The 18,364-nt window shown below is 39.6% G+C and carries 22 protein-coding genes; 9 read left to right on the forward strand and 13 right to left on the reverse strand.

The features are described 5' to 3' along the window. Window positions 1-57: 57 nt before the first annotated feature. A complete protein-coding gene (locus ACPZ3T_RS17120; RefSeq protein ID WP_490277254.1) occupies window positions 58-732 on the reverse strand; it encodes an HAD family hydrolase in 675 nt (224 codons plus the stop codon). Window positions 733-894: 162 nt separating this feature from the next. Between ACPZ3T_RS17120 and ACPZ3T_RS17125 the strand changes: the two genes are divergently transcribed. Beyond that, complete coding sequence (locus ACPZ3T_RS17125) at window positions 895-1,668, forward strand: glucosamine-6-phosphate deaminase (RefSeq protein ID WP_490270673.1); 774 nt, start codon at window positions 895-897, stop codon at window positions 1,666-1,668. Between the two features lie 286 nt (window positions 1,669-1,954). On the opposite strand, the gene ACPZ3T_RS17130 is transcribed toward ACPZ3T_RS17125, so the two are convergent. The 3 genes from ACPZ3T_RS17130 to ACPZ3T_RS17140 form a co-directional block, all read right to left on the reverse strand. Next, window positions 1,955-2,152, reverse strand: a complete 198-nt coding sequence (locus ACPZ3T_RS17130) for a hypothetical protein (protein ID WP_490270674.1) — start codon at window positions 2,150-2,152, stop codon at window positions 1,955-1,957. Between the two features lie 336 nt (window positions 2,153-2,488). After that, window positions 2,489-2,812: a hypothetical protein gene (locus tag ACPZ3T_RS17135; protein WP_490270675.1), complete on the reverse strand. Its 324-nt coding sequence runs from the start codon at window positions 2,810-2,812 to the stop codon at window positions 2,489-2,491. Window positions 2,813-3,432: 620 nt separating this feature from the next. Continuing rightward, a complete protein-coding gene (locus ACPZ3T_RS17140) occupies window positions 3,433-3,996 on the reverse strand; it encodes a heme NO-binding domain-containing protein (protein ID WP_490270676.1) in 564 nt (187 codons plus the stop codon). A 195-nt stretch (window positions 3,997-4,191) separates the two neighbouring features. Between ACPZ3T_RS17140 and thrB the strand changes: the two genes are divergently transcribed. The 5 genes from thrB to ACPZ3T_RS17165 all read left to right on the forward strand — a co-directional run bounded on the left by thrB (window position 4,192) and on the right by ACPZ3T_RS17165 (window position 7,709). Then, a complete protein-coding gene (thrB, locus tag ACPZ3T_RS17145; RefSeq protein WP_490270677.1) occupies window positions 4,192-5,100 on the forward strand; it encodes a homoserine kinase in 909 nt (302 codons plus the stop codon). 28 nt (window positions 5,101-5,128) lie between these two features. Further along, window positions 5,129-5,668 (forward strand): hypothetical protein, encoded by a 540-nt coding sequence (locus tag ACPZ3T_RS17150; RefSeq protein WP_490270678.1) that lies wholly within the window; start codon window positions 5,129-5,131, stop codon window positions 5,666-5,668. Further along, window positions 5,661-5,786: a hypothetical protein gene (locus ACPZ3T_RS17155; protein WP_490270679.1), complete on the forward strand. Its 126-nt coding sequence runs from the start codon at window positions 5,661-5,663 to the stop codon at window positions 5,784-5,786. The genes ACPZ3T_RS17150 and ACPZ3T_RS17155 overlap by 8 nt, the downstream gene beginning before the upstream one ends. Then, window positions 5,783-5,914 carry a hypothetical protein gene (locus ACPZ3T_RS17160; protein ID WP_490270680.1) on the forward strand — a complete coding sequence of 44 codons (132 nt, stop codon included), beginning with the start codon at window positions 5,783-5,785 and terminating at the stop codon, window positions 5,912-5,914. Before ACPZ3T_RS17155 ends, ACPZ3T_RS17160 begins: the two co-directional genes overlap by 4 nt. Before the next feature lie 178 nt (window positions 5,915-6,092). Beyond that, a complete protein-coding gene (locus ACPZ3T_RS17165; protein WP_490277255.1) occupies window positions 6,093-7,709 on the forward strand; it encodes an NAD(P)H-quinone oxidoreductase subunit 4 in 1,617 nt (538 codons plus the stop codon). Window positions 7,710-7,812: 103 nt separating this feature from the next. On the opposite strand, the gene ACPZ3T_RS17170 is transcribed toward ACPZ3T_RS17165, so the two are convergent. Then, window positions 7,813-8,229 (reverse strand): 2TM domain-containing protein, encoded by a 417-nt coding sequence (locus ACPZ3T_RS17170; protein ID WP_490270681.1) that lies wholly within the window; start codon window positions 8,227-8,229, stop codon window positions 7,813-7,815. Between the two features lie 411 nt (window positions 8,230-8,640). After that, the gene (locus ACPZ3T_RS17175) at window positions 8,641-9,354 is read right to left on the reverse strand and encodes an SDR family oxidoreductase (RefSeq protein ID WP_490270682.1); all 714 of its coding nucleotides are present in this window, start codon (window positions 9,352-9,354) and stop codon (window positions 8,641-8,643) included. An 86-nt stretch (window positions 9,355-9,440) separates the two neighbouring features. Here ACPZ3T_RS17175 and ACPZ3T_RS17180 point away from each other — a divergent pair, with 86 nt between their 5' ends. Both ACPZ3T_RS17180 and ACPZ3T_RS17185 read left to right on the forward strand, forming a co-directional pair. Continuing rightward, a complete protein-coding gene (locus ACPZ3T_RS17180) occupies window positions 9,441-10,112 on the forward strand; it encodes a helix-turn-helix transcriptional regulator (RefSeq protein ID WP_490270683.1) in 672 nt (223 codons plus the stop codon). Window positions 10,113-10,325: 213 nt separating this feature from the next. Then, the gene (locus ACPZ3T_RS17185) at window positions 10,326-10,517 is read left to right on the forward strand and encodes a hypothetical protein (RefSeq protein ID WP_490270684.1); all 192 of its coding nucleotides are present in this window, start codon (window positions 10,326-10,328) and stop codon (window positions 10,515-10,517) included. 154 nt (window positions 10,518-10,671) lie between these two features. On the opposite strand, the gene ACPZ3T_RS17190 is transcribed toward ACPZ3T_RS17185, so the two are convergent. The 4 genes from ACPZ3T_RS17190 to ACPZ3T_RS17205 form a co-directional block, all read right to left on the reverse strand. After that, window positions 10,672-11,775 (reverse strand): Gfo/Idh/MocA family protein, encoded by a 1,104-nt coding sequence (locus tag ACPZ3T_RS17190; protein WP_490270685.1) that lies wholly within the window; start codon window positions 11,773-11,775, stop codon window positions 10,672-10,674. Between the two features lie 391 nt (window positions 11,776-12,166). Then, window positions 12,167-12,634 (reverse strand): DUF4870 domain-containing protein, encoded by a 468-nt coding sequence (locus ACPZ3T_RS17195; RefSeq protein ID WP_490270686.1) that lies wholly within the window; start codon window positions 12,632-12,634, stop codon window positions 12,167-12,169. Window positions 12,635-12,705: 71 nt separating this feature from the next. After that, window positions 12,706-13,869, reverse strand: a complete 1,164-nt coding sequence (locus tag ACPZ3T_RS17200) for a DUF1822 family protein (protein WP_490270687.1) — start codon at window positions 13,867-13,869, stop codon at window positions 12,706-12,708. A 119-nt stretch (window positions 13,870-13,988) separates the two neighbouring features. Beyond that, window positions 13,989-15,164, reverse strand: coding sequence for a sigma-70 family RNA polymerase sigma factor (locus ACPZ3T_RS17205; protein ID WP_490270688.1), 1,176 nt, complete (start codon window positions 15,162-15,164; stop codon window positions 13,989-13,991). Between the two features lie 81 nt (window positions 15,165-15,245). Here ACPZ3T_RS17205 and ACPZ3T_RS17210 point away from each other — a divergent pair, with 81 nt between their 5' ends. After that, window positions 15,246-16,040, forward strand: a complete 795-nt coding sequence (locus ACPZ3T_RS17210; protein WP_490270689.1) for a hypothetical protein — start codon at window positions 15,246-15,248, stop codon at window positions 16,038-16,040. Between the two features lie 464 nt (window positions 16,041-16,504). On the opposite strand, the gene ACPZ3T_RS17215 is transcribed toward ACPZ3T_RS17210, so the two are convergent. The 3 genes from ACPZ3T_RS17215 to ACPZ3T_RS17225 all read right to left on the reverse strand — a co-directional run bounded on the left by ACPZ3T_RS17215 (window position 16,505) and on the right by ACPZ3T_RS17225 (window position 18,009). Continuing rightward, window positions 16,505-16,909: a hypothetical protein gene (locus ACPZ3T_RS17215; RefSeq protein ID WP_490270690.1), complete on the reverse strand. Its 405-nt coding sequence runs from the start codon at window positions 16,907-16,909 to the stop codon at window positions 16,505-16,507. Window positions 16,910-17,171: 262 nt separating this feature from the next. Next, a complete protein-coding gene (locus ACPZ3T_RS17220) occupies window positions 17,172-17,606 on the reverse strand; it encodes a CAAD domain-containing protein (protein WP_490270691.1) in 435 nt (144 codons plus the stop codon). 271 nt (window positions 17,607-17,877) lie between these two features. Continuing rightward, window positions 17,878-18,009 carry a hypothetical protein gene (locus ACPZ3T_RS17225; protein WP_490270692.1) on the reverse strand — a complete coding sequence of 44 codons (132 nt, stop codon included), beginning with the start codon at window positions 18,007-18,009 and terminating at the stop codon, window positions 17,878-17,880. Window positions 18,010-18,364 lie beyond the last annotated feature (355 nt).

Below are 18,364 nucleotides of genomic sequence, written 5' to 3' on the forward strand. Positions count from 1 at the left end.
GTGATGAATAAATACCCATTACTTAACAATGCCCCATGCCCCATGCCCCATGACTTATTATTTGTTACTTAAAGCTATTTCGATCAATGAGTTGAGTAATGTCCATAATTGTAAGTCAGTAAAATCTGCAATCGCCATCAAAGCACCAACATCTCGCAGATGTTGAGGATCATGGGTGGAAGCAATACCAATAGTAGGGATGTCAGCCGCAACAGCTGCACGAATACCCGAAGGTGAATCTTCTAAAGCATAAGCTCGTTCTGATTTAACGCCCAAATTCTTTAAAGCAACCTGATAGGGTGCAGGATCAGGTTTACCTGCTATACAATCCTCGGATAAGATGATTTCATGGAAAATTCCTTTGATTCCCAAAACCTCTAACATAAACTCTACATTCAACCTGGGAGCATTTGTCACTAAAGCACGTTTTAGTTGATGTATTTCTGTCCATGCTACTAACTCAGAAAACCCTGTTAATGGTTTAAGATAGGAAGCAAGTTGACGAAACATTTCCTCTTTCTCATCAGCAAACTTTTCCGCCTCTGCTGGTGATAAATGTGGCAAAATATCTTGGACAATTTCTGGGTTTAATCGGCCACTAATCCGAGATTTATAAAAGGTTTCATCAATTTCCATGTTGTATCTTAACAGCATTTTTTGCCAAGCTTGGTAGTGTATGGGGTCAGTGTTGACAATAGTGCCGTCTAAATCAAAGAGAATTGCATCTAGCATAATTTTTGGGCTAATGTAAATAATTGTTAACTGAATTTCCATAGTTTACATTGTTTTTAGCCCTGAGCAACAAGTGATACCGTTGCACTTTCAGGATGATACGCATAGGCAAGCAGAGGGTGCAGAGGAAGTGATTTGTATCAATAATTTCTAGTTAAACAAATGATTACCGCTACAAAATCTTTTCATGTCGATCGCCTTTCGGTACAGATTTATAATTCTGAATCAGATATGGCTCAAGATGTTGCAGATATCACTCACAAGTATTTACAATCTCTTCTCCAACATCAGGATACAGCAGCTGTTTTATTGGCCACAGGCAATTCTCAACTGCAATTTTTAGCAGCTTTGATGGCTTTGGGTGGTGTAGATTGGTCACGGATTACTTTATTTCATCTAGATGAATATTTGGGAATTAGTGCTGATCATCCTGCGAGTTTTCGCTACTATATGCGAGAACGTGTAGAAAAGCGCGTATATCCCCACAAATTTCACTATATTCAAGGTGATACTTTAGAACCATTGACAGAATGCGATCGCTACACCAAACTACTACAAGCACAACCTATTGACCTCTGCTGTCTTGGTATTGGTGAAAATGGACACTTAGCTTTTAATGACCCCTCTGTAGCTAACTTCCAAGACCCTTACAGCGTTAAACTAGTAAAACTAGATACAGCTAATCGTCAGCAACAAGTCAATACAGGACAATTTCCGCACCTTGATAGTGTTCCTCAGTACGCTTTTACTGTCACCTTACCTTTAATTTGTTCTGCTAAAAAAATCCTGTGTCTCGCACCAGCACAACGGAAAGCACAAATAGTAGAAAGGATGTTACACGGTTCAGTAACCACAGACTGTCCAGCTTCTATCCTCCGTCAACAACCTCAAGCGAATTTATTTTTAGATGTTAATTCTGCTAGTTTACTTTTTTAATCAGTAAAGGTTTGTAGTAAGGACTTTAGTCCTTATTACGAACTCAATCAGAGTCTTTTTACTCCCTACTCCCTAATTGCCTAAAATTAGACAAGCAAGCTTCCAGATAAATACAGTCTTCACACTGTAATTCTTTACCGGGATTGGGACAACCACAAGGGGGATTTACAAAACATTCTGATGGATTTTGCGGTGGTAAATATTTTTTAAATATCAATTGTAACGCTGCTTCTTGTAGACAAAATATACACTCGTTTACCATCATCATCCTGAAAAATCAAAAGGATTATACTACCGACCACCTAATCCATGCTGAGACTTTATCCTCTACTACAAACACGCGCTTTTGGGAATTAGCTGTTTCAGATACAATAACTTTTAATGTGACTGTATATACATTGTTGATTAGATAGTTGCCGTAACCAACGACTTTACCTAGATGACCTGTTTGTTGATTAATTACATAATCTCCAATGGATAACATAATAGCATTTCAACATTTAGTAATGTATCAACTACACTTTTATTCTCTGCGAATAGATAAATAAAAACTTCATACTTCTAGAGAATTTTATTTTTCACTTTAGAAAGAACTTATCCTTGATGGTTTTATTACCTCAGATATAGGAAAATTTTTATTTTTTGTATATGGAATCATAATTTAAGTTGTTGCCCATAAGTACGCCATGAATCAATTCAAATTCAAAATAAAAAACCTGCACTTATAGAAATGCAGGTATCTAAACATAAACTCAGTTGCGAGAGAAACAATTTATGCACTCAGTTTGATCATGCTAGCTAACAAATTAGACATCAATTCTTACCTGTTGAGTGCTAATTCCTTTTTCCTTTTCATGATTTGCAAATATTCATTGCGCGTTCCATCTATTCGGTAGTGGTCGCAGATTTGACAAAGTTTAAGCAGATCCAAGCGGCTGAATACCTTTTGGCGTTCTATTCCATTATCATTTCTCCAACGCCAGAAAGTTGTGCGGTCAATACGGCGATCGCTTTCAGGCCATCTTCGGCGTGAGAGAAAATCTATAATTTCTTCTTCATAAAATGAGTAACCTTTTGGCAACTTGATCAGTTCATCTTTTAAACAGTTAAGCGGGATGAGTGGATCTAATGCAGATAGTCTCATGCCAGCAAGCCCTTATAGTCTTAGTAAATTAAACAGCAGGCTTCGTGCAAAACAGTATCATCAAACGTAATTGACATCATAACACTGTCTCATTTATAGCTAATGAAGTCATGAGGTAATCAAGGAAATTTATATGTAAATTCTTGTTACTTCAGTACTTTGTCACTATATATGATTCACAGTATATTTGACATATTTGTCTCAAATATCATAAGTAGCTTTGTACATAATTTCAATCTATATGCAACAAATTTAAACTCATTTTTATGAGTAACTATTAGTAAGATAATAATTAAATTACCGAAATAGTTATGAATAGAGAAAATTTCATACCCGAGACATAATAGTTAGTCAAAAAAACTACATTTAATATAAATCATCAAAATATAAGAATCATATTTAATTTCTGAAAAAATCGGTATACCTCTGTTACTTCTTTTCCCCAACCATGTTCCCTACCTAAGCAAATAATTGCAATAATCAAGTTGGATTCCTATATATAGTTGATATTTTTTAAAATTGAGAAACTATAGGAATCCAGTTTGATTCGGAGAAAAAATCTAAGTATGTAGTATCTGCTGAATAAATTTAAACCTCTTTACAAGGTGAATGGAATTGAACTAGCATTCATTCTCCTGAGATTTGTAACGAATAGAAAACTGATCATGATCTGCCCCATCAGCTTTACTTTGGGTTTGAGTTACTTCTACATCGGCATGAAATCGCTCTCCTAATCCTTTCACCAAACCCATAACCATAGGAGCTAAACCAACTCTATGTGAGTGGTAATGTAAGTTGAGAATTTGCTGTTCATCTTCTTCGCAGTCAAATGATGGAGGTTGTAGTTTGGGAAACATTACTCCCACACGAGCATGAAGTTGATCGAGATTCTGCAAAAATTCTGGGAGATTGTCACCACTCATCTCCATTAAATCACCGTAGCCTTGTTGAGCTGTATATTGCACCCAAAACTCACCAAAGGCGTGCATAATTTCTGCTGGGGTTAAGTCTAAGACAAGACTGGCAGCTTTCACAAGTCGATGAGTTAGATCATCTGGATAAGCTTGCATACTGATAAATATCTCAACATCAACCTCTGCTTTGTGTTTAATTACTTGCCAAGTTTCTTCACCAAAACGACTACACACCATATCGTGAATCGCTTGATTAACTAAACCGTACATACCCTATCCCCTAAGTACTGCTTTTTTTTAGCATTCCCGTACTTGAGGGAGATTTATCAAGAATTATGCAAAATAATTGAGTGCGTTTGATTTGTAAATGCAGGTAGCGATCGCTGACTTTCATAATAAGATTTGTAAGTAATCAAGTGTCCTCAGCGTGAGATGCTTGTTGATTGGTTAGATGAGTATTTGTAAATGTCTATTGTTTCTTCAGTTACTGTAAAAGTTCCTGGCACAACTGCTAACTTGGGGCCTGGTTTTGACTGCATTGGTGCAGCTTTGAGTATATATAACCAGTTCCAATTTACCCGCTTGGATGAAGGCGAGTTAATTATTCATGTCACAGGCGCGGAAGCTGAACGGGTACAAACTGATGAGAGTAATTTAATTTATCAGGCGTTTGTCAAGTTATATCAATATATAGACCAGACACCGCCACCTGTAAAAATTGAGATTGGGTTGGGTGTACCCCTGGCTAGAGGTTTGGGGAGTTCTGCGACGGCAATTGTGGGTGGTTTGGTGGCAGCTAATAAATTAGCGGGTTCGCCTTTGTCTCAGTCGCAGGTGATGGATTTAGCGATCGCAATGGAAGGACATCCTGATAATGTAGTTCCAGCTTTGTTAGGGGGCTGTCGCCTAGCCGCTAACTCTGGTACAGGTTGGGCAATTTGTGATGTACCTTGGCATAGTGATATTGTGCCTGTGGTAGCAATTCCTGATTTTGAATTGTCAACCTCGGAAGCACGGCGAGTTTTACCCACGGAATTTAGTCGTGCTGATGCGATTTTTAATACTGCTCATTTAGGCTTATTGTTACGCGCTTTAGAAACTGGTAAGAGAGAATGGTTAACAGCAGCCTTACAAGATAAATTGCATCAACCTTATCGCCAAGCTTTAATTCCTGGTTACGCTGCTGTGAATGCGGCGGCGATCGCATCCGGTGCTTACGGTATGGTAATTAGTGGTGCAGGCCCGACACTGTTAGCTTTAACAAATGTCAACAATGCCCAGACTGTAGAAACTGCAATGGCTTCAGCTTGGAAAGCACAAGGAATTAAAGCTGTAGTGCGATCGCTCACTCTCGATACCCAAGGCGCAGTTTAAATTCAAAATTCAAAATTTAAAATTCAAAATGAAAAAACTTAACCCTAGCTTGTCTTTGGAGCAAATGCAGTCAGAGATTACAGCACTAAAATCTCAAATTCAGGTGCTTGAACAAGAACGTGCCGCACTCACTCATAATAATGATGTAATTGTGGATGAGAATGATACACCTTGGGCAATTGTAGAAGCTTATCGCCGTCAAGCTAGGGACAATGCCCAATTATTTGCAGAACTCAAAGGTATAGATGATGCGATCGCTGCTTTAAATTCCCAGCTACAGCACAAACAAGCGGAATTAAACCGTCTCCCCAGGAAGTTACAACAAATTACCCAAAAACAACAGCTAGAAGCAGCTAAAGAAGTAGCGCAAGTCCATGCTGAACGCATTAATCAGATAGCTGGGGAACTAGCCACAGAAATTCGTCTATTAAAAGCCTGCGCCGATGAACTCAGTCCGTTATATTGGCAAGTTTATTACAAACCCTTCATCACTGGATTTAAAACCATCTCAGTTCCCCATGTCCGTTCAGACGGTGAAGTGTGGACAATTGTGAATCGGATTGTCTGAGGGACTGGGAGCAGGGGGCAGGGAGCAGGGGGCAGGGGGAGACAAGGTAGACAAGGGAGACAAGGGGGCAGGGGAGCAGGGAGCAGGGGGAGTAAAACTCTTCAATTTTGAATTTTGAATTTTGAATTGATTAGCCCCATGCCCAATGCCCAATGCCCAATGCCCAATTTCATAAACTTTTGTAACGGTAGTTTTGACTGCCGTTTTTTCTTGACGTTACATAAATTTACAATTAGGATGGATTAACTCAGATTTTCATAGGTATTTATTCTCTTTTTTGCTGAAAATCCTAGGTTTAGTGAGTATATATTCTTAAGGGATCAGGAAAATTTAATTTTTGCAGAGATAATTAATGTTTACAAAAGTAACGATTCCTTAATATAATGTAATTAAAAGCGAAAACAAAAAACGATTGTCAGAAGTGATGAATCCCCTTGCATTTCCTTGGCTAACAGCCATAATTGCCTTACCGTTGGTGGCAGCCTTAGCCATCCCTATAATTCCAGATAAAGAAGGTAAAACAGTCCGGTGGTATGGTTTAGGAGTAGCGATCGCTGATTTTGCCTTAATGATTTACGCCTTTTGGCAAAACTACGATTTCCACAGTTCCGCCTATCAATTTGTAGAAAAATACGCCTGGATACCCCAAATCGGCTTAAATTGGTCAGTAGCAGTTGACGGCTTATCAATGCCTCTGTTGTTACTAACAGGCTTAATTAACACCCTAGCAATCTTCGCGGCTTGGAAAGTAACCAACAAGCCGCGATTGTTTTATGGTTTGATGTTGGTAATGTATAGCGCACAGTTAGGTGTGTTTGTTGCCCAAGACTTACTGTTATTCTTCCTCATGTGGGAAATTGAGCTAGTTCCCGTATACTTGCTAATTTCTATCTGGGGAGGCGCGAAACGCCGCTATGCAGCTACCAAGTTTATTCTTTATACTGCTGCTGCCTCTATATTTATTCTCGTAGCCGGTTTTGCTCTAGCATTCTCTGGAGATACATTCACTTTCGACATCACAGCATTGGGAATGAAAGAATATCCCAAAGCGATTGAATTATTAGCTTATGCAGGTTTCTTAATTGCCTTCGGTGTCAAACTCCCAATTTTCCCCTTACACACTTGGCTGCCTGATGCTCACGGTGAAGCTTCCGCACCTGGTTCAATGATTCTAGCTGGTGTGTTGTTGAAGATGGGCGGTTATGCCTTAATCCGCTTCAACATGGAAATGTTACCTAACGCTCATGTCTACTTCGCTCCAGTTTTAGCAATCTTAGGTGTAGTTAACATTATCTACGGTGCTTGTTGCGCCTTTGCTCAAACCAACCTCAAACGCCGCCTCGCTTACTCTTCAATTGCTCACATGGGTTTTGTACTCATCGGTTTAGCTTCCTACACAGAACTGGGTGTAAGTGGCGCGATGTTACAGATGGTTTCTCACGGTTTAATTGCTGCTAGCTTATTCTTCTTAACTGGTGTAACTTACGAGCGTACCCACACCTTGTTAATGGATAAAATGGGCGGTATCGGTAAAGTAATGCCCAAAACCTTCGCTCTCTACACCGCAGGCGCAATGGCTTCTCTAGCCTTACCTGGGATGAGTGGCTTCGTAGGTGAGTTGATGGTATTCCTCGGAATTGCTACCAGTGATGTTTACAGTTCCAGTTTCAAAGTTGTAGTAGTTCTCCTCTCAGCAGTAGGTGTGATTCTGACACCAATTTATTTACTTTCCATGCTGCGTCAAGTATTCTACGGTCAGCAAAGTGAAGAATTACATTTAGATACTGTAGTTGCTGATGTTAAACCCCGTGAGTTGTTCATCACCGCTTGTTTGATTCTTCCCATCATCGGTATCGGTTTGTATCCCAAGATGGTGACACAGACTTATGATGTGAAGACAGTAGAAGTTGCCACCCATGCCCGTCAAGTGTTACCAGTTGTGGGTAATGGACAACAGCCAGCAAGTATGTACTCACAAATTTTCACCGCACCAACTCTGGCTTCTGCTCAAGTTGAAAGTTTAGTTAATATCTCTAAGTAAATATAAGTCCCGACTAGGGAACGAAAAGTAAATTCTAATCTGAGGGGAGTATAGGGGTAGTTACACAACTACCCCTTAAATTTTTTAGTGATTATTGGGTAACTTATTTCGGCAATTTTCTAGACCATTCCTGAAAATCATTTTCATATGATTCTCCGCTATTTTTATAAGCTTTCATACCAGAAAAAAATAAACCTAACCCCCAACCTAGTAGGGGAAAAACTGCCCAGAAATATGAAGGACTTGTCCATAAATTTAAAGCAATTAAAAATCCATTAACACCAATAAAATAAATTAAATGTGATTTAAACTCCCCTTGTCTGTGGGCATGAAATTTATGCCGCATTTTCCCTTCTATTTCTTGGGTCAACCATTCTTGTTCAGCAGCTTGTAGGGATGCTGATGAAACTCCTAGTTCTGCTGCGATTTCTATAATTTGCTGCCGTGAAATTTCTCCCTGTTGCTGACGAGCAAAAGCTTTTTGGAGAATTTGTTGCATTTGTTCGGAATTGTAAGTCATATAACTACCAAAGAAGGTGCAAAAATAGCCAGGAGAATGAAGTAAATTTTGAAACTTTAGCTACAAAAGCATTAAAAGTATATTTAGTCGTTGTTACTAACTGCTGAGACACACATTTTATATCTGAAAAAATAACCCATGCAGTAATTGAAAATACAAATATTGTCCTATTCTGTGCAATTTTATTTTTTAAATAAAATCGTGTTAATTCTGTATAGTTAGCAACGGATAAAACAGTAAATGGCCTAGCCTAAATGAAGTAATATAAAAACCAAGATTGAGTTCGTAGTAAGGACTTTAGTCCTTATTTGAGAACTAAAGTTCTCACTACAAACCTTTAATTACTTACCCTGTTCTACTGATGCGTGGAGTAAGGCTGCAATGCCTGCCACCCCCAGGATATATACTCGACTAAATGGCCGCAGAATAGGCTTCATCTACTTTTAAGGTTGTACCTGAGATGAACTTAGCATCATCGGAAATCAAAAAAGCTACTGTTTTGGCAAACTCCCGATAGGTAGCAGGACGACCAAACATTAAATCCGCCGGCACATTCCAGCCTTCTAACTCTGCCATTGAATCGGCGACAAAAAAAGGTGCGACGGAAACCATCCGAATTTTATCGGCTCTGTAACGCTTGGCATATAATTTTGTAAAGCCTTCCATTGCGGTGCGGAGTGTTCCGGTAAAAGGTGTTCCTAAGCTGGGTTCTTGAGAATCACAGGCGGAAATATTAACAATGACACCGCCTCCAGAACGTTGCATTGGTGCTGTCACTAGTTTGGCAATGCGAACCACACTCAAAAATAGCATTTCAAAGTGTTCTAACCACATTTCATCAGAAATAGCAAGTAAATCTGGCCGGGGTGGGTCGCCAAAACTATTAACTACTGCATCTATCCGACCAAAGTTAGTTAAGGTTGTCTCTACTAATCGCTGTAAGTCTTGAGGGTTGGTGATTGACCCTTGAATAGCAATACCACCCAATTCTGTAGCTAAATCTAAAACTTCAGGCGATCGCGCCATTAATGCCACATTATAACCCCGTGCGGCTAGTTCTCGCGCACAACCCGCACCAATCCCCCGGCTAGCAGCCGTCAGGATGGCTACTTTTCGTCCACTCATATTGCTACTTTCTCAAGAAAAATCTTTAGAAAGTATAATAAACCTTTCAGGTTGACTTTGTAAAGATTTTTCTTTAGTTTGTGAGTATGATCAAAAACTCACCGAAAAAATCAACTACAGTCCGCACTCGCCGCGCTATTGTCAACTTACTCAAACAACAGGGTGCAATGGACTCCCAAGAATTAGCTGCTTGTTTGGGGATTTCTGCAATGGCTGTGCGTCAGCATTTGTATGCACTACAAGATGAAAATTTAGTTACCTATGAAGAAGAACCCCGCGAGATGGGGCGACCTGCTAAACTATGGCAATTAACTCTAGATGCTAACCGCTTGTTTCCTGATGGTTATGCAGAGTTAACTTTGGGTTTAATTCAGGCGGTAACAGAAGCTTTTGGAGAAGCAGGATTAAATAAGCTGCTGGAAGTTAGGACTAAACAGCAACTTGCTACCTACCAAGCACAAATATCTACCCAAGATACATTAGCAGCAAAATTAGCAGCTTTAGTAAAATTGCGATCGCACGAAGGATACATGGCGGAAAGTCAAGCCTTAGCAGATGGTTCTTTCCTATTGATTGAAAATCACTGTCCCATATGCGCTGCGGCTACAGCCTGTACGGGATTATGTGAGCAGGAGTTAAGCATTTTTCAATCTGTTTTAGGAGAAGATGTCAAAGTAGAGAGAGAAGAACACATCCTAGCCGGCGCGAGACGGTGTGTGTATCGTGTCTTGACAATGAATCCTATTGAATTAGAGTAGCAATATCTCAAGAAAGATGAACTTGTCTCAAAAACTTTTGAAGATGAGTTAGACCTTGCTTATGCTGTGATTGATGGGATTCAAACAAGAGGAGAAAAGGGGAACTTCAGTACACAACGTGTCAGATTTAACTCTCATTCTTCTGCTTAATTGTTTGTTACATAGTTATAAATTTTCTCCACGACTTACTTAGTTCAGGATACTGAGGGCGTAATGAAAAAAGATGATATGGATGTTTTAGAAACTCTAATAGATAAGTTGACATTAGCCGCAATTCTGGAAATGTTAGAGCGAATATGCCATAAAAAGGCGGAAAATCTCAGAACTCATTGGCAGGATGAGGTGACAGCCAAGCTGTGGGAGAAGGCTGCTAGGCATATAGAACAGTTAAATGTTGATGTTTAACGTGAGTGCGACGAATTAAAAAACCCCTCTCCAAACCTCTCCCCTGCAAGGAGAGAGGCTTCAAAACCTTTATTTTTAGTTGATATTTCAAGATATTTAAGCCCCTCTCCGCGTCGGAGAGGGGTTGGGGAGAGGTCATCGAACTCACGTATTTTTAAGTTACATCTGGCACATCTACCCAGGTTGATGTGTGATGGGATTGATGGGATAAATCCATTAATAACTGTGAGTAAATGCCTTCTTTGAGGGATGGTATTGTTTGCTGTTGAGTATCAATTCCTTGTGTCCATTGGTTAACTACGCGTAAAAATGCACAAATTCGCCCATCGGCGTAATGTTGGGGAAATAAGAATCTTTGGGGGATGTCGATTTCTTGCAGGGGTTCGCCTGGGTGAGAACCCCAGACTTTAAAGCCATGTATATAATCTTTTTGGTTGTCGCTGCCTATGACTAGAGTACCGCGATCGCCATACACTTCTACCCAATGTGTCCGAGAAGCGTGAACCACTGCACTTATAGCCACTTGGCAAGGTGTACCATTAGCTAATTCTAAAGAGATGAGACAGGTATCATCTGTTTCTACAGGTTTTAATTGTCCGCTACTAGGTTCAACTCGTGCGGGAATAGCTGTGGTTAAATGGGCGTTTAATCTCTTGACTGGGCCAAACAACCAATGAATATAATCGAAGGCGTGAGAACCTAAAGAACCCAATGCACCCCCGCCTTTTTCCTGTGATGAATACCAATTCCAAGGGCGGGATGTGTCAGCACGGGAAGAACCTAACCAATCAATTTTAATTAAGCGTGGGTTGCCTACATAACCTGATGTCAATAATTCTGCAAAAAATTGCCACGCCGGCACAAAGCGAAATTCAAAGTCTACTGTGGCAATTACTCCTTGTTTTTGAGCTAATTCATAAAGTTCTTTGGCTTCGGTGACATTTAAGGTTACGGGTTTTTCTAGTAATAAATGTTTCCCGGCTTGTAATACTTGTTTGGCCATTTCATAATGTAGAAACGGCGGTGTTGAGATGCTGACTGCTTGTACTGTTGGTAAGGTGAGCAGTTCAGTAATTGTGTCACAAGCATGGGGAATATTGTTGGCTGTGGCAATGGTTTTGGCTTTGTTAATATCCCGGTGATAAATAGCTGTGATTTCTGTACGATGATGGGCTTGAAATGCAGGAATGTGAACTTTTTGACCGAATCCAGTGCCAACAATTGCTACACCTATTTTATTGTTTAATTCTAAAGACATAATTATTATTAATTAAATTCTTTTTCTGTGCTTCATAAGTAATAGTACAGAAATCGATCTGTTATGTAAATAATCAGGAATTATCTCATACCGTTTCTTGATGTAAGTAAGTCGGCGAGAAAAAAACAAACTACATTAAGTAATGTAAAATTTAATTGAATCGGCTTGTAGTAAGGGCTTTAGCCCTTAAGAGAGGACTAAAGTCCCTACTACAAACCTTGAATTATTCACGCCGTTCTACTTAGCTTGCCTGGCGTAGCCATAGATGCACTTTATTCTCTAGTGTAGAGACGTTGCATGCAACGTCTCTACATCATTTATTTGGCTTCATAGAGAATTGGTATAAGCACTTGCAGAAAACAAATTAATTCTTTCTCCCCTCTGCCCCCACTCACCTCAAGACTCGCATGGTGAAGGGATAGCGGTAATGTTCGCCATGATATGCTTTGGTGGCAGCAAAGGTTACTAGGAATAACTGTAGTGAAAATAAGAGAATAATAAAGGACATCCAAATAAATAATAAGCTGTCTAAGACTGTGGTTACTTGATTAATTGCTCCGTTAGTTGCCACTGAAATGCCACAACTAGCTAGTACTAGTAGTAGGGAAATTATGATGACAACTACAATATAAAAGGTTAAGGTAATTTGAAAGTTTAAGGATTCTCTGCCTTGAAAATCTACCCAGGGATATTTGATTTTTCTCAGTCTCCAAATCATTAAGGGGGCGGCAATGTTGAGGGGTAGGAATAAAGGTATACCTAATAAAATTAAGAGAAATAATAGTATCCAAGCTAACAATGCTGAGAGATGACACAACATAGCCCAGACTCGCATTTGTTGGTTGTGTTGTTCTCTCATGGCTCGTAATCTCATGTGGACAGAGAAGGAATGTTTATCCACATTATCAATAAAAAAAGTCGTCCAACAGCTTAGAATCTTAAAATTTCTCGGTCATAATTTTCTGGTAAGGGTTCTACTTCCCAAACTATGCCTTCGCCACTGTCTAAGGCGACTTCAACATAAAGTTGTTCTACTGCGGTTGTGGCTATGTCTTCATTGTTGGGAAATGGTTGTAAGTCTTCGGTGAGGAGTCTGAGTTTGAAGCCACCGGGAATGACTGCGCCAACGGTTGCATTGCGTAACTCAAACCGCCAAGATAATGCTTCTGGTTCGCCTTGGGGTGAAATTAATAGTTCGTAGGTTTGTCCGGCGATCGCTAATCTGCGGGATAATGTTACCCCAGGCTGTACTCCTTCTACACTCCTAGCACTAGCTGCACTTAATTGTAAGTTCAATCTTCCCCAACCCATCGCCTCGGCTGTCTGGCTAACACCCTCTTGCAACCATTGCAGCACTGAACGCTGTTCTGGTAATCCTATGCGGCGTTCATATAAACTTTTGCGCCAGCCACCATGCTCCATTAATGCCCCCCACAATTCAAAAGGGACGGCTAACCGGGGGGTAATGACTTCAGGATTTCCCAACCGAGTGATTAAGTTTTGGGCTTGGGTGAGGGGTAAAGTTGGTAAGGGTGCAATTTGAGTGCGTGTAGCTGTCTCGGCACAAAATTGCAATTCCACTGCTAACACACTCATGTCAGTGGTGATGTCAGTAGCATCTATACTGTAAGTGCGATCGCCTGGATCATATTTACCCTGTGTTTTTAATTGGGTATGGCTACAGTAACCCCACACTCTTACATAACCCGCATCCGCATCTACTTGCACCGCTAAATAATAATCTCCTACCCAACTTGGTAAATCTACCCATTCTTGGGGTACACGCATTTCACTTAAATCAATGGTTTCACTGGGAACTAAAATAAATTTGGTTACGTCTACATTAACGGCAGTTCCATTTACCAGTTCCCAAATGCTGGCTAGAGAATTGGTATAAGGCCAAACCTTTGCTTGGGGTGTAAAATCTTCTTGCAACCACGGCAAGACGGCACTCAAGCAAATTTCGTTTAAATAGGCTTGATACCAAGCACTAGGATGGGAAAAGCCCTGATTGGCTAAATTTATTTGATGGGGAATTTCTAAAATTAAGTTTGTTGAGTCAGCAAAGCTGAATACACTAGGGTTAGCAGTCATGGCACATACTCCGGGGAATCAATTCAAAATTCAGTAAATTTGGGATCATTAACTACTTTGCTGACAGATTTAAAAATTTACAAATCTTAACAATGAATTAGTGACGGTTTTAGCATATTTTAGAGATTTGAGGCATTGTAGTAATTCTGTAACCAGTCTTCTATCAATGTACTCATACCCTTGAGTATGTCTGGAGTGAGTGCAATATGCAGTGTATCTTGACTCCAACTGGCTAAAGAACGCAATAAAGTTTCCTTAGCTTTGCTCAGTCGCCGGGAAACGGTGTATTGTTTGATGTCTAGTTGTTTAGCGATCGCATCCTGATTCAATTTTTGACAGTAGTATAAATTTAAAATCTCTTGTACTTGGGCATCTAGTTGAGAAATTGCTGTAACTAACACTTGATTAATCTCAGTTTTTTGCGAATTTCTGGCTTTTTCTTCCTCCTCGGCAATCATTTCTTGAATTAAAGATGGCTGTGCTGTACCGGGAAGATTATCTAAAATCTCCGAAGAATCATCAGCCCCTTTAGTAACATTTAGGGAATCGGGAGTGGGATATAGATATTTACGTGCCGCTTTAGCCGCATTCAATAGCCACTTCTCTAGAGTTTGGCTGTTAACTGAAGATGTACTTTGAGAATTGTAAGCTTTGGCGATCGCCTCCCATGTAGCATCATCGGGGCGAGATAATTGGCGGGAGTTCGCTGCTTTAGTAGGCACATACAGAGTTTTAAAGCAAGTCCACGCCTGGATATAAGCCCGAATTTCCATTGGGGATAAACCAGCATTTTGCAAAGATTCATCTAACCGCTTTTGACTGATTTTGCGTAATAGTCCCCAATCAGTGCAGATATCAACTTCCTGACGTTGACGTAGTGTTTCTCGAATGGCACTACCAAAAATAATGCTAGCGTAGTTCTTGAGAGTGCTGGTTTGACTGGGATTAAAGCCTTTGAGGACTCGATCCATTTGGGCGATCGCCACTTGAAAACAATCGGAAAGTTTGTACTGGGTACTGGTAATGCTAGCGGCTGTTTTTTGGGATGTCCAATAACAAGGTTCTTGTAGATAAGCCATTAAATGTTGCTTGGCTAAGGGTTGAGTTTCAGGAACTTGCCAAAACTTATACCAATACAACGCCCAAAAATGCTCCGAAGTTTCCTTGGGAGATTGGTGGAGACAACTTTGAATACTGCGACGTAAGCGTGATTCCGCCGCCCACCGACTAAAGCGATCGGCATCAAACTGTACAAAAGTTGAAAAAAGCTCAATAATGTTTTGCCGAGGTTGCATAAAAAACTAGAAGCCGACCTATAGGACAATACAAGGTATTTAACAACACCTGCACACAATTTACTACAAGGAAAAACTATCATGTTACGCCTAGGATTTAAATCTTTAACACTTGCAGGTATAGTAGCTGTAACTACGGCAACTACAGCTTTAGCTCAAGTACCAACACTAAACAACTTCAAGCTAGCCCAAAATGCTAGTTTTAGCTGTGGCCCCCATCTGCGTACTTACATCGTCAAATCTCTACATGGTAGTGAAGGTGTTGGTATCCGTTGCGTCAAATTTAGTCAAGGTAAACCAGGGACAAGAATCCCCCGATTAGCCTGGTATGGTGAAGGCAGTTGGGGAAGTGCAACTTACCGCCACGTTGGACAAGCCATCTACAAAGGTCGTGATTTAGTTGGGTTTGCCTCTGACATTTACGGTAATGGTGAATATTTTAATGGCAACTTCCCCGGCAATTTAAATGTGCAAGTTTTAAGTGGTGGTTCAAAAATTCGTGTTACCGGTGCATGGAATGAAGAATGGCAATTAGTCAACAGTACTAATTACCAACCTTTATCTAGAGCAACAACCTGCGGGGGATATTTTGATGAATACCAAGTTTCTAGCCTCTCAGGTAGTGATGGCGACGGCTTGCGTTGTGTTCTCCGCGATGGCTTGAAAAACACCACTTGGTTTGGTAACGGTAATTGGGGCGGTTCTACCTATTCTCATTTAGGAACGCGTTCTGCTAAGGGTTATGGTGCTGGTGATATTTGTGGTAGTAACTTCGGCACATTTTGTAATAACTTTAGTTGGGGTTCACTCAAGTTAACACCTGTTTCTGGTGGTATTAATGTCACAGGTGATTGGAGTGAAAAGTGGGCTAATTAAGTAGCCATATCATGAACTGGGTACACCAGAACACATGAAAAAGTCTTTCCCTTACACCCCTATACCCTTACACCCTTATACCCTTTTTCAAGCTAGAACAGGGTAAATAATTAAAAGTTTGTAGTCAGAACTTTAGTTCTCAAATAAGGACTAAAGTCCTTACTACAAACTCAACCTTAGTCTTTTTTAATTACTTAAAATAGTTCTTTGTCTGGTGAGGTACAAATCTCTGCGTACCTCTGCGCTTTCCTTCTCTGCGAGACGCTGCGCGAACGCGCCCCTCTGCGTTTCAAAATATTATCTGTACCTCACTTAACTGGGAATCGCTATATATCTAAATAAATGTAAACTCAAAACCTGGTTTTTGAATTAATCAGGTTTTGAGATTGATCCTAATGAGAGTATGACGCGCAGACGAAATTAATATTTTTCAACACTTTTGTGTTGAAGATAAAATGGCAGTCCTAGATTAAACCTGTTCCCTTACCTCTAACATCACGTTTTTCAGTTAACTCGCCTTCTTTATCTTCATTAACTTCCGCTAACTCTTGCATTCTGTTAGCAGTATCTTGTTCTGCTGCGGCTGTGGCATCACCAGGAACTTCGTAGTACATTTCCGGTTCAACTGCATAGTTATTTAACAAACCTTCTTTGTCTACAGTATAGCCGTCTGTGGTGTGAATACTTTCAGGGTTTGTTTGGTCATCAGTAGGTGCATCTGCTTCTCTTGCTTCCGTGGGGAGTGTTTTATATAAATCCCCTTCTCTGGCTTTGCGAGCAGCAGTTTCAGCCGGGACAATACCTCTATCGTAAGTATCTACTTCTATACGTTCAGATGAGTCTATTGTTTTATTTTCTTCCTTAGTCATAAATATGTCCTCGTTAAAACAACTATTAAAACTTCGAGAACAATGCTATGCTTTTGAACACTATAAATCTACTATCTTTAGTAGTGTTTAAAAAGGAAGTTTGAATATCTGTTTATGTCTTGAGATATATTCAAATCAGACTAGACTGCCTTGAAAATGGGCATTGGGCATGAAAAAATTAATTTTTATTGTCAAAAAATAATAACCCCATTTTACTCAAGAAAACGGGGTTGTAAATGAAAGCAATTAGTTGAGATAAATTCTATCCACCAAAAAGCTGATTTTTGACAGAATCAATTTCTGCTATTAGTTCTTTGCGAGTTGAAGACTTAAGAAGATAACGAAAAGCGAACCAAGTTGAATAACTAATTCCTATCACTTCAAAAATTGGTGAGAGGAGAGGTATATTGTTAATTGCATCTAGTAAAGCCAGTAATACCTTCAGTGTCACTATCAATGATAAAATAATAAAAACAGTGACAATAGGCTGCTTGTATTGTTGATAAAAACTTCCTAAATAATCAGGGAGTTGTCCGAAAACATCAGCTACTTGTTTTGCAGTTTGCTGCCATTGGGCATTGGGATCAGTTGCAGGTGGTAGCTTTTGTATTTGAGCATTTTCTGGAGTGGGCAGTGCTATTGTGCCTTGTGGTACAGTCGCATTTAAGGATTCCGGTTGTTGTTGTTCGGTTTCCATAGTTTTTCTATTGTGTAATCAAAACAGTTTTTCTAAGTGATCAGATGTAAATAAACATAATCATTAGTCTTGGCAATTGTCAATCACGATAAGTCAGGAGTTAGTCTCAAAAGTGACTATTTTAATGATTAGCTATATTTATTTACACTTGCTTACTTTTATACAATTTAGGTTAAATATTGTTGCCAGTGGCATCAAACAAATGAAACTCTAGCTCTAAGTGCTTTAGCTAGTATACTTTCATCCGCTTAATTAGTTACCTTATCCTGCACTACTGCCATATTATCATGGTAGTGGGCATTTTGAGCGATCGCACACAGCACACACTTATAGCCAAGCTTGAGTTCTGCAAGTCATCATCATGGACAGCATCTCGAAGATGAGAGAATACACTTACAAGCATATCTAATTTTTTCGCATCAACAACATAATTTATCTTTAAAAAACTTTACATCTAACAATCAAAAGGACTAACCTGAGTAGGAACTTAACTTTTAGATTGTAAAATACATAGTTTGATTTAGATATAGTAAATTACCTAATTCATAAATTAGCACTGAAAATTATTTTTAGATTTATAGCGATTCCCAGTTAAGTGAGGTACAGATACTATTTTGAAACGCAAAGGTACGCAAAGTAAAGCGCAGAGTTACGCAGAGATTTGTACTTCAGTAGACTAGGAAACGCTATATATAACTTTCGATAATTTAAATTACTACTTAAGAAAGTGTAAGTCAAATACAAGTGATATCTAGACT

Source organism: Aliinostoc maniaoense, assembly GCF_058172895.1.

Coding starts and splice junctions, on each gene's coding strand:
- ACPZ3T_RS17215 (WP_490270690.1), bottom strand. CDS start 16,909: ATGACTAAGGAAGAAAATAAAACAATAGACTCATCTGAACGTATAGAA.
- ACPZ3T_RS17205 (WP_490270688.1), bottom strand. CDS start 15,164: ATGCAACCTCGGCAAAACATTATTGAGCTTTTTTCAACTTTTGTACAG.
- ACPZ3T_RS17140 (WP_490270676.1), bottom strand. CDS start 3,996: ATGTACGGTTTAGTTAATCAAGCGATTCACGATATGGTGTGTAGTCGT.
- ACPZ3T_RS17170 (WP_490270681.1), bottom strand. CDS start 8,229: ATGACTTACAATTCCGAACAAATGCAACAAATTCTCCAAAAAGCTTTT.
- ACPZ3T_RS17190 (WP_490270685.1), bottom strand. CDS start 11,775: ATGTCTTTAGAATTAAACAATAAAATAGGTGTAGCAATTGTTGGCACT.
- ACPZ3T_RS17220 (WP_490270691.1), bottom strand. CDS start 17,606: ATGGAAACCGAACAACAACAACCGGAATCCTTAAATGCGACTGTACCA.
- ACPZ3T_RS17130 (WP_490270674.1), bottom strand. CDS start 2,152: ATGTTATCCATTGGAGATTATGTAATTAATCAACAAACAGGTCATCTA.
- ACPZ3T_RS17135 (WP_490270675.1), bottom strand. CDS start 2,812: ATGAGACTATCTGCATTAGATCCACTCATCCCGCTTAACTGTTTAAAA.
- thrB (WP_490270677.1), top strand. CDS start 4,192: ATGTCTATTGTTTCTTCAGTTACTGTAAAAGTTCCTGGCACAACTGCT.
- ACPZ3T_RS17200 (WP_490270687.1), bottom strand. CDS start 13,869: ATGACTGCTAACCCTAGTGTATTCAGCTTTGCTGACTCAACAAACTTA.
- ACPZ3T_RS17180 (WP_490270683.1), top strand. CDS start 9,441: ATGATCAAAAACTCACCGAAAAAATCAACTACAGTCCGCACTCGCCGC.
- ACPZ3T_RS17225 (WP_490270692.1), bottom strand. CDS start 18,009: ATGCTTGTAAGTGTATTCTCTCATCTTCGAGATGCTGTCCATGATGAT.
- ACPZ3T_RS17165 (WP_490277255.1), top strand. CDS start 6,093: ATGAATCCCCTTGCATTTCCTTGGCTAACAGCCATAATTGCCTTACCG.
- ACPZ3T_RS17150 (WP_490270678.1), top strand. CDS start 5,129: ATGAAAAAACTTAACCCTAGCTTGTCTTTGGAGCAAATGCAGTCAGAG.
- ACPZ3T_RS17125 (WP_490270673.1), top strand. CDS start 895: ATGATTACCGCTACAAAATCTTTTCATGTCGATCGCCTTTCGGTACAG.
- ACPZ3T_RS17175 (WP_490270682.1), bottom strand. CDS start 9,354: ATGAGTGGACGAAAAGTAGCCATCCTGACGGCTGCTAGCCGGGGGATT.
- ACPZ3T_RS17185 (WP_490270684.1), top strand. CDS start 10,326: ATGAAAAAAGATGATATGGATGTTTTAGAAACTCTAATAGATAAGTTG.
- ACPZ3T_RS17120 (WP_490277254.1), bottom strand. CDS start 732: ATGCTAGATGCAATTCTCTTTGATTTAGACGGCACTATTGTCAACACT.
- ACPZ3T_RS17210 (WP_490270689.1), top strand. CDS start 15,246: ATGTTACGCCTAGGATTTAAATCTTTAACACTTGCAGGTATAGTAGCT.
- ACPZ3T_RS17195 (WP_490270686.1), bottom strand. CDS start 12,634: ATGAGAGAACAACACAACCAACAAATGCGAGTCTGGGCTATGTTGTGT.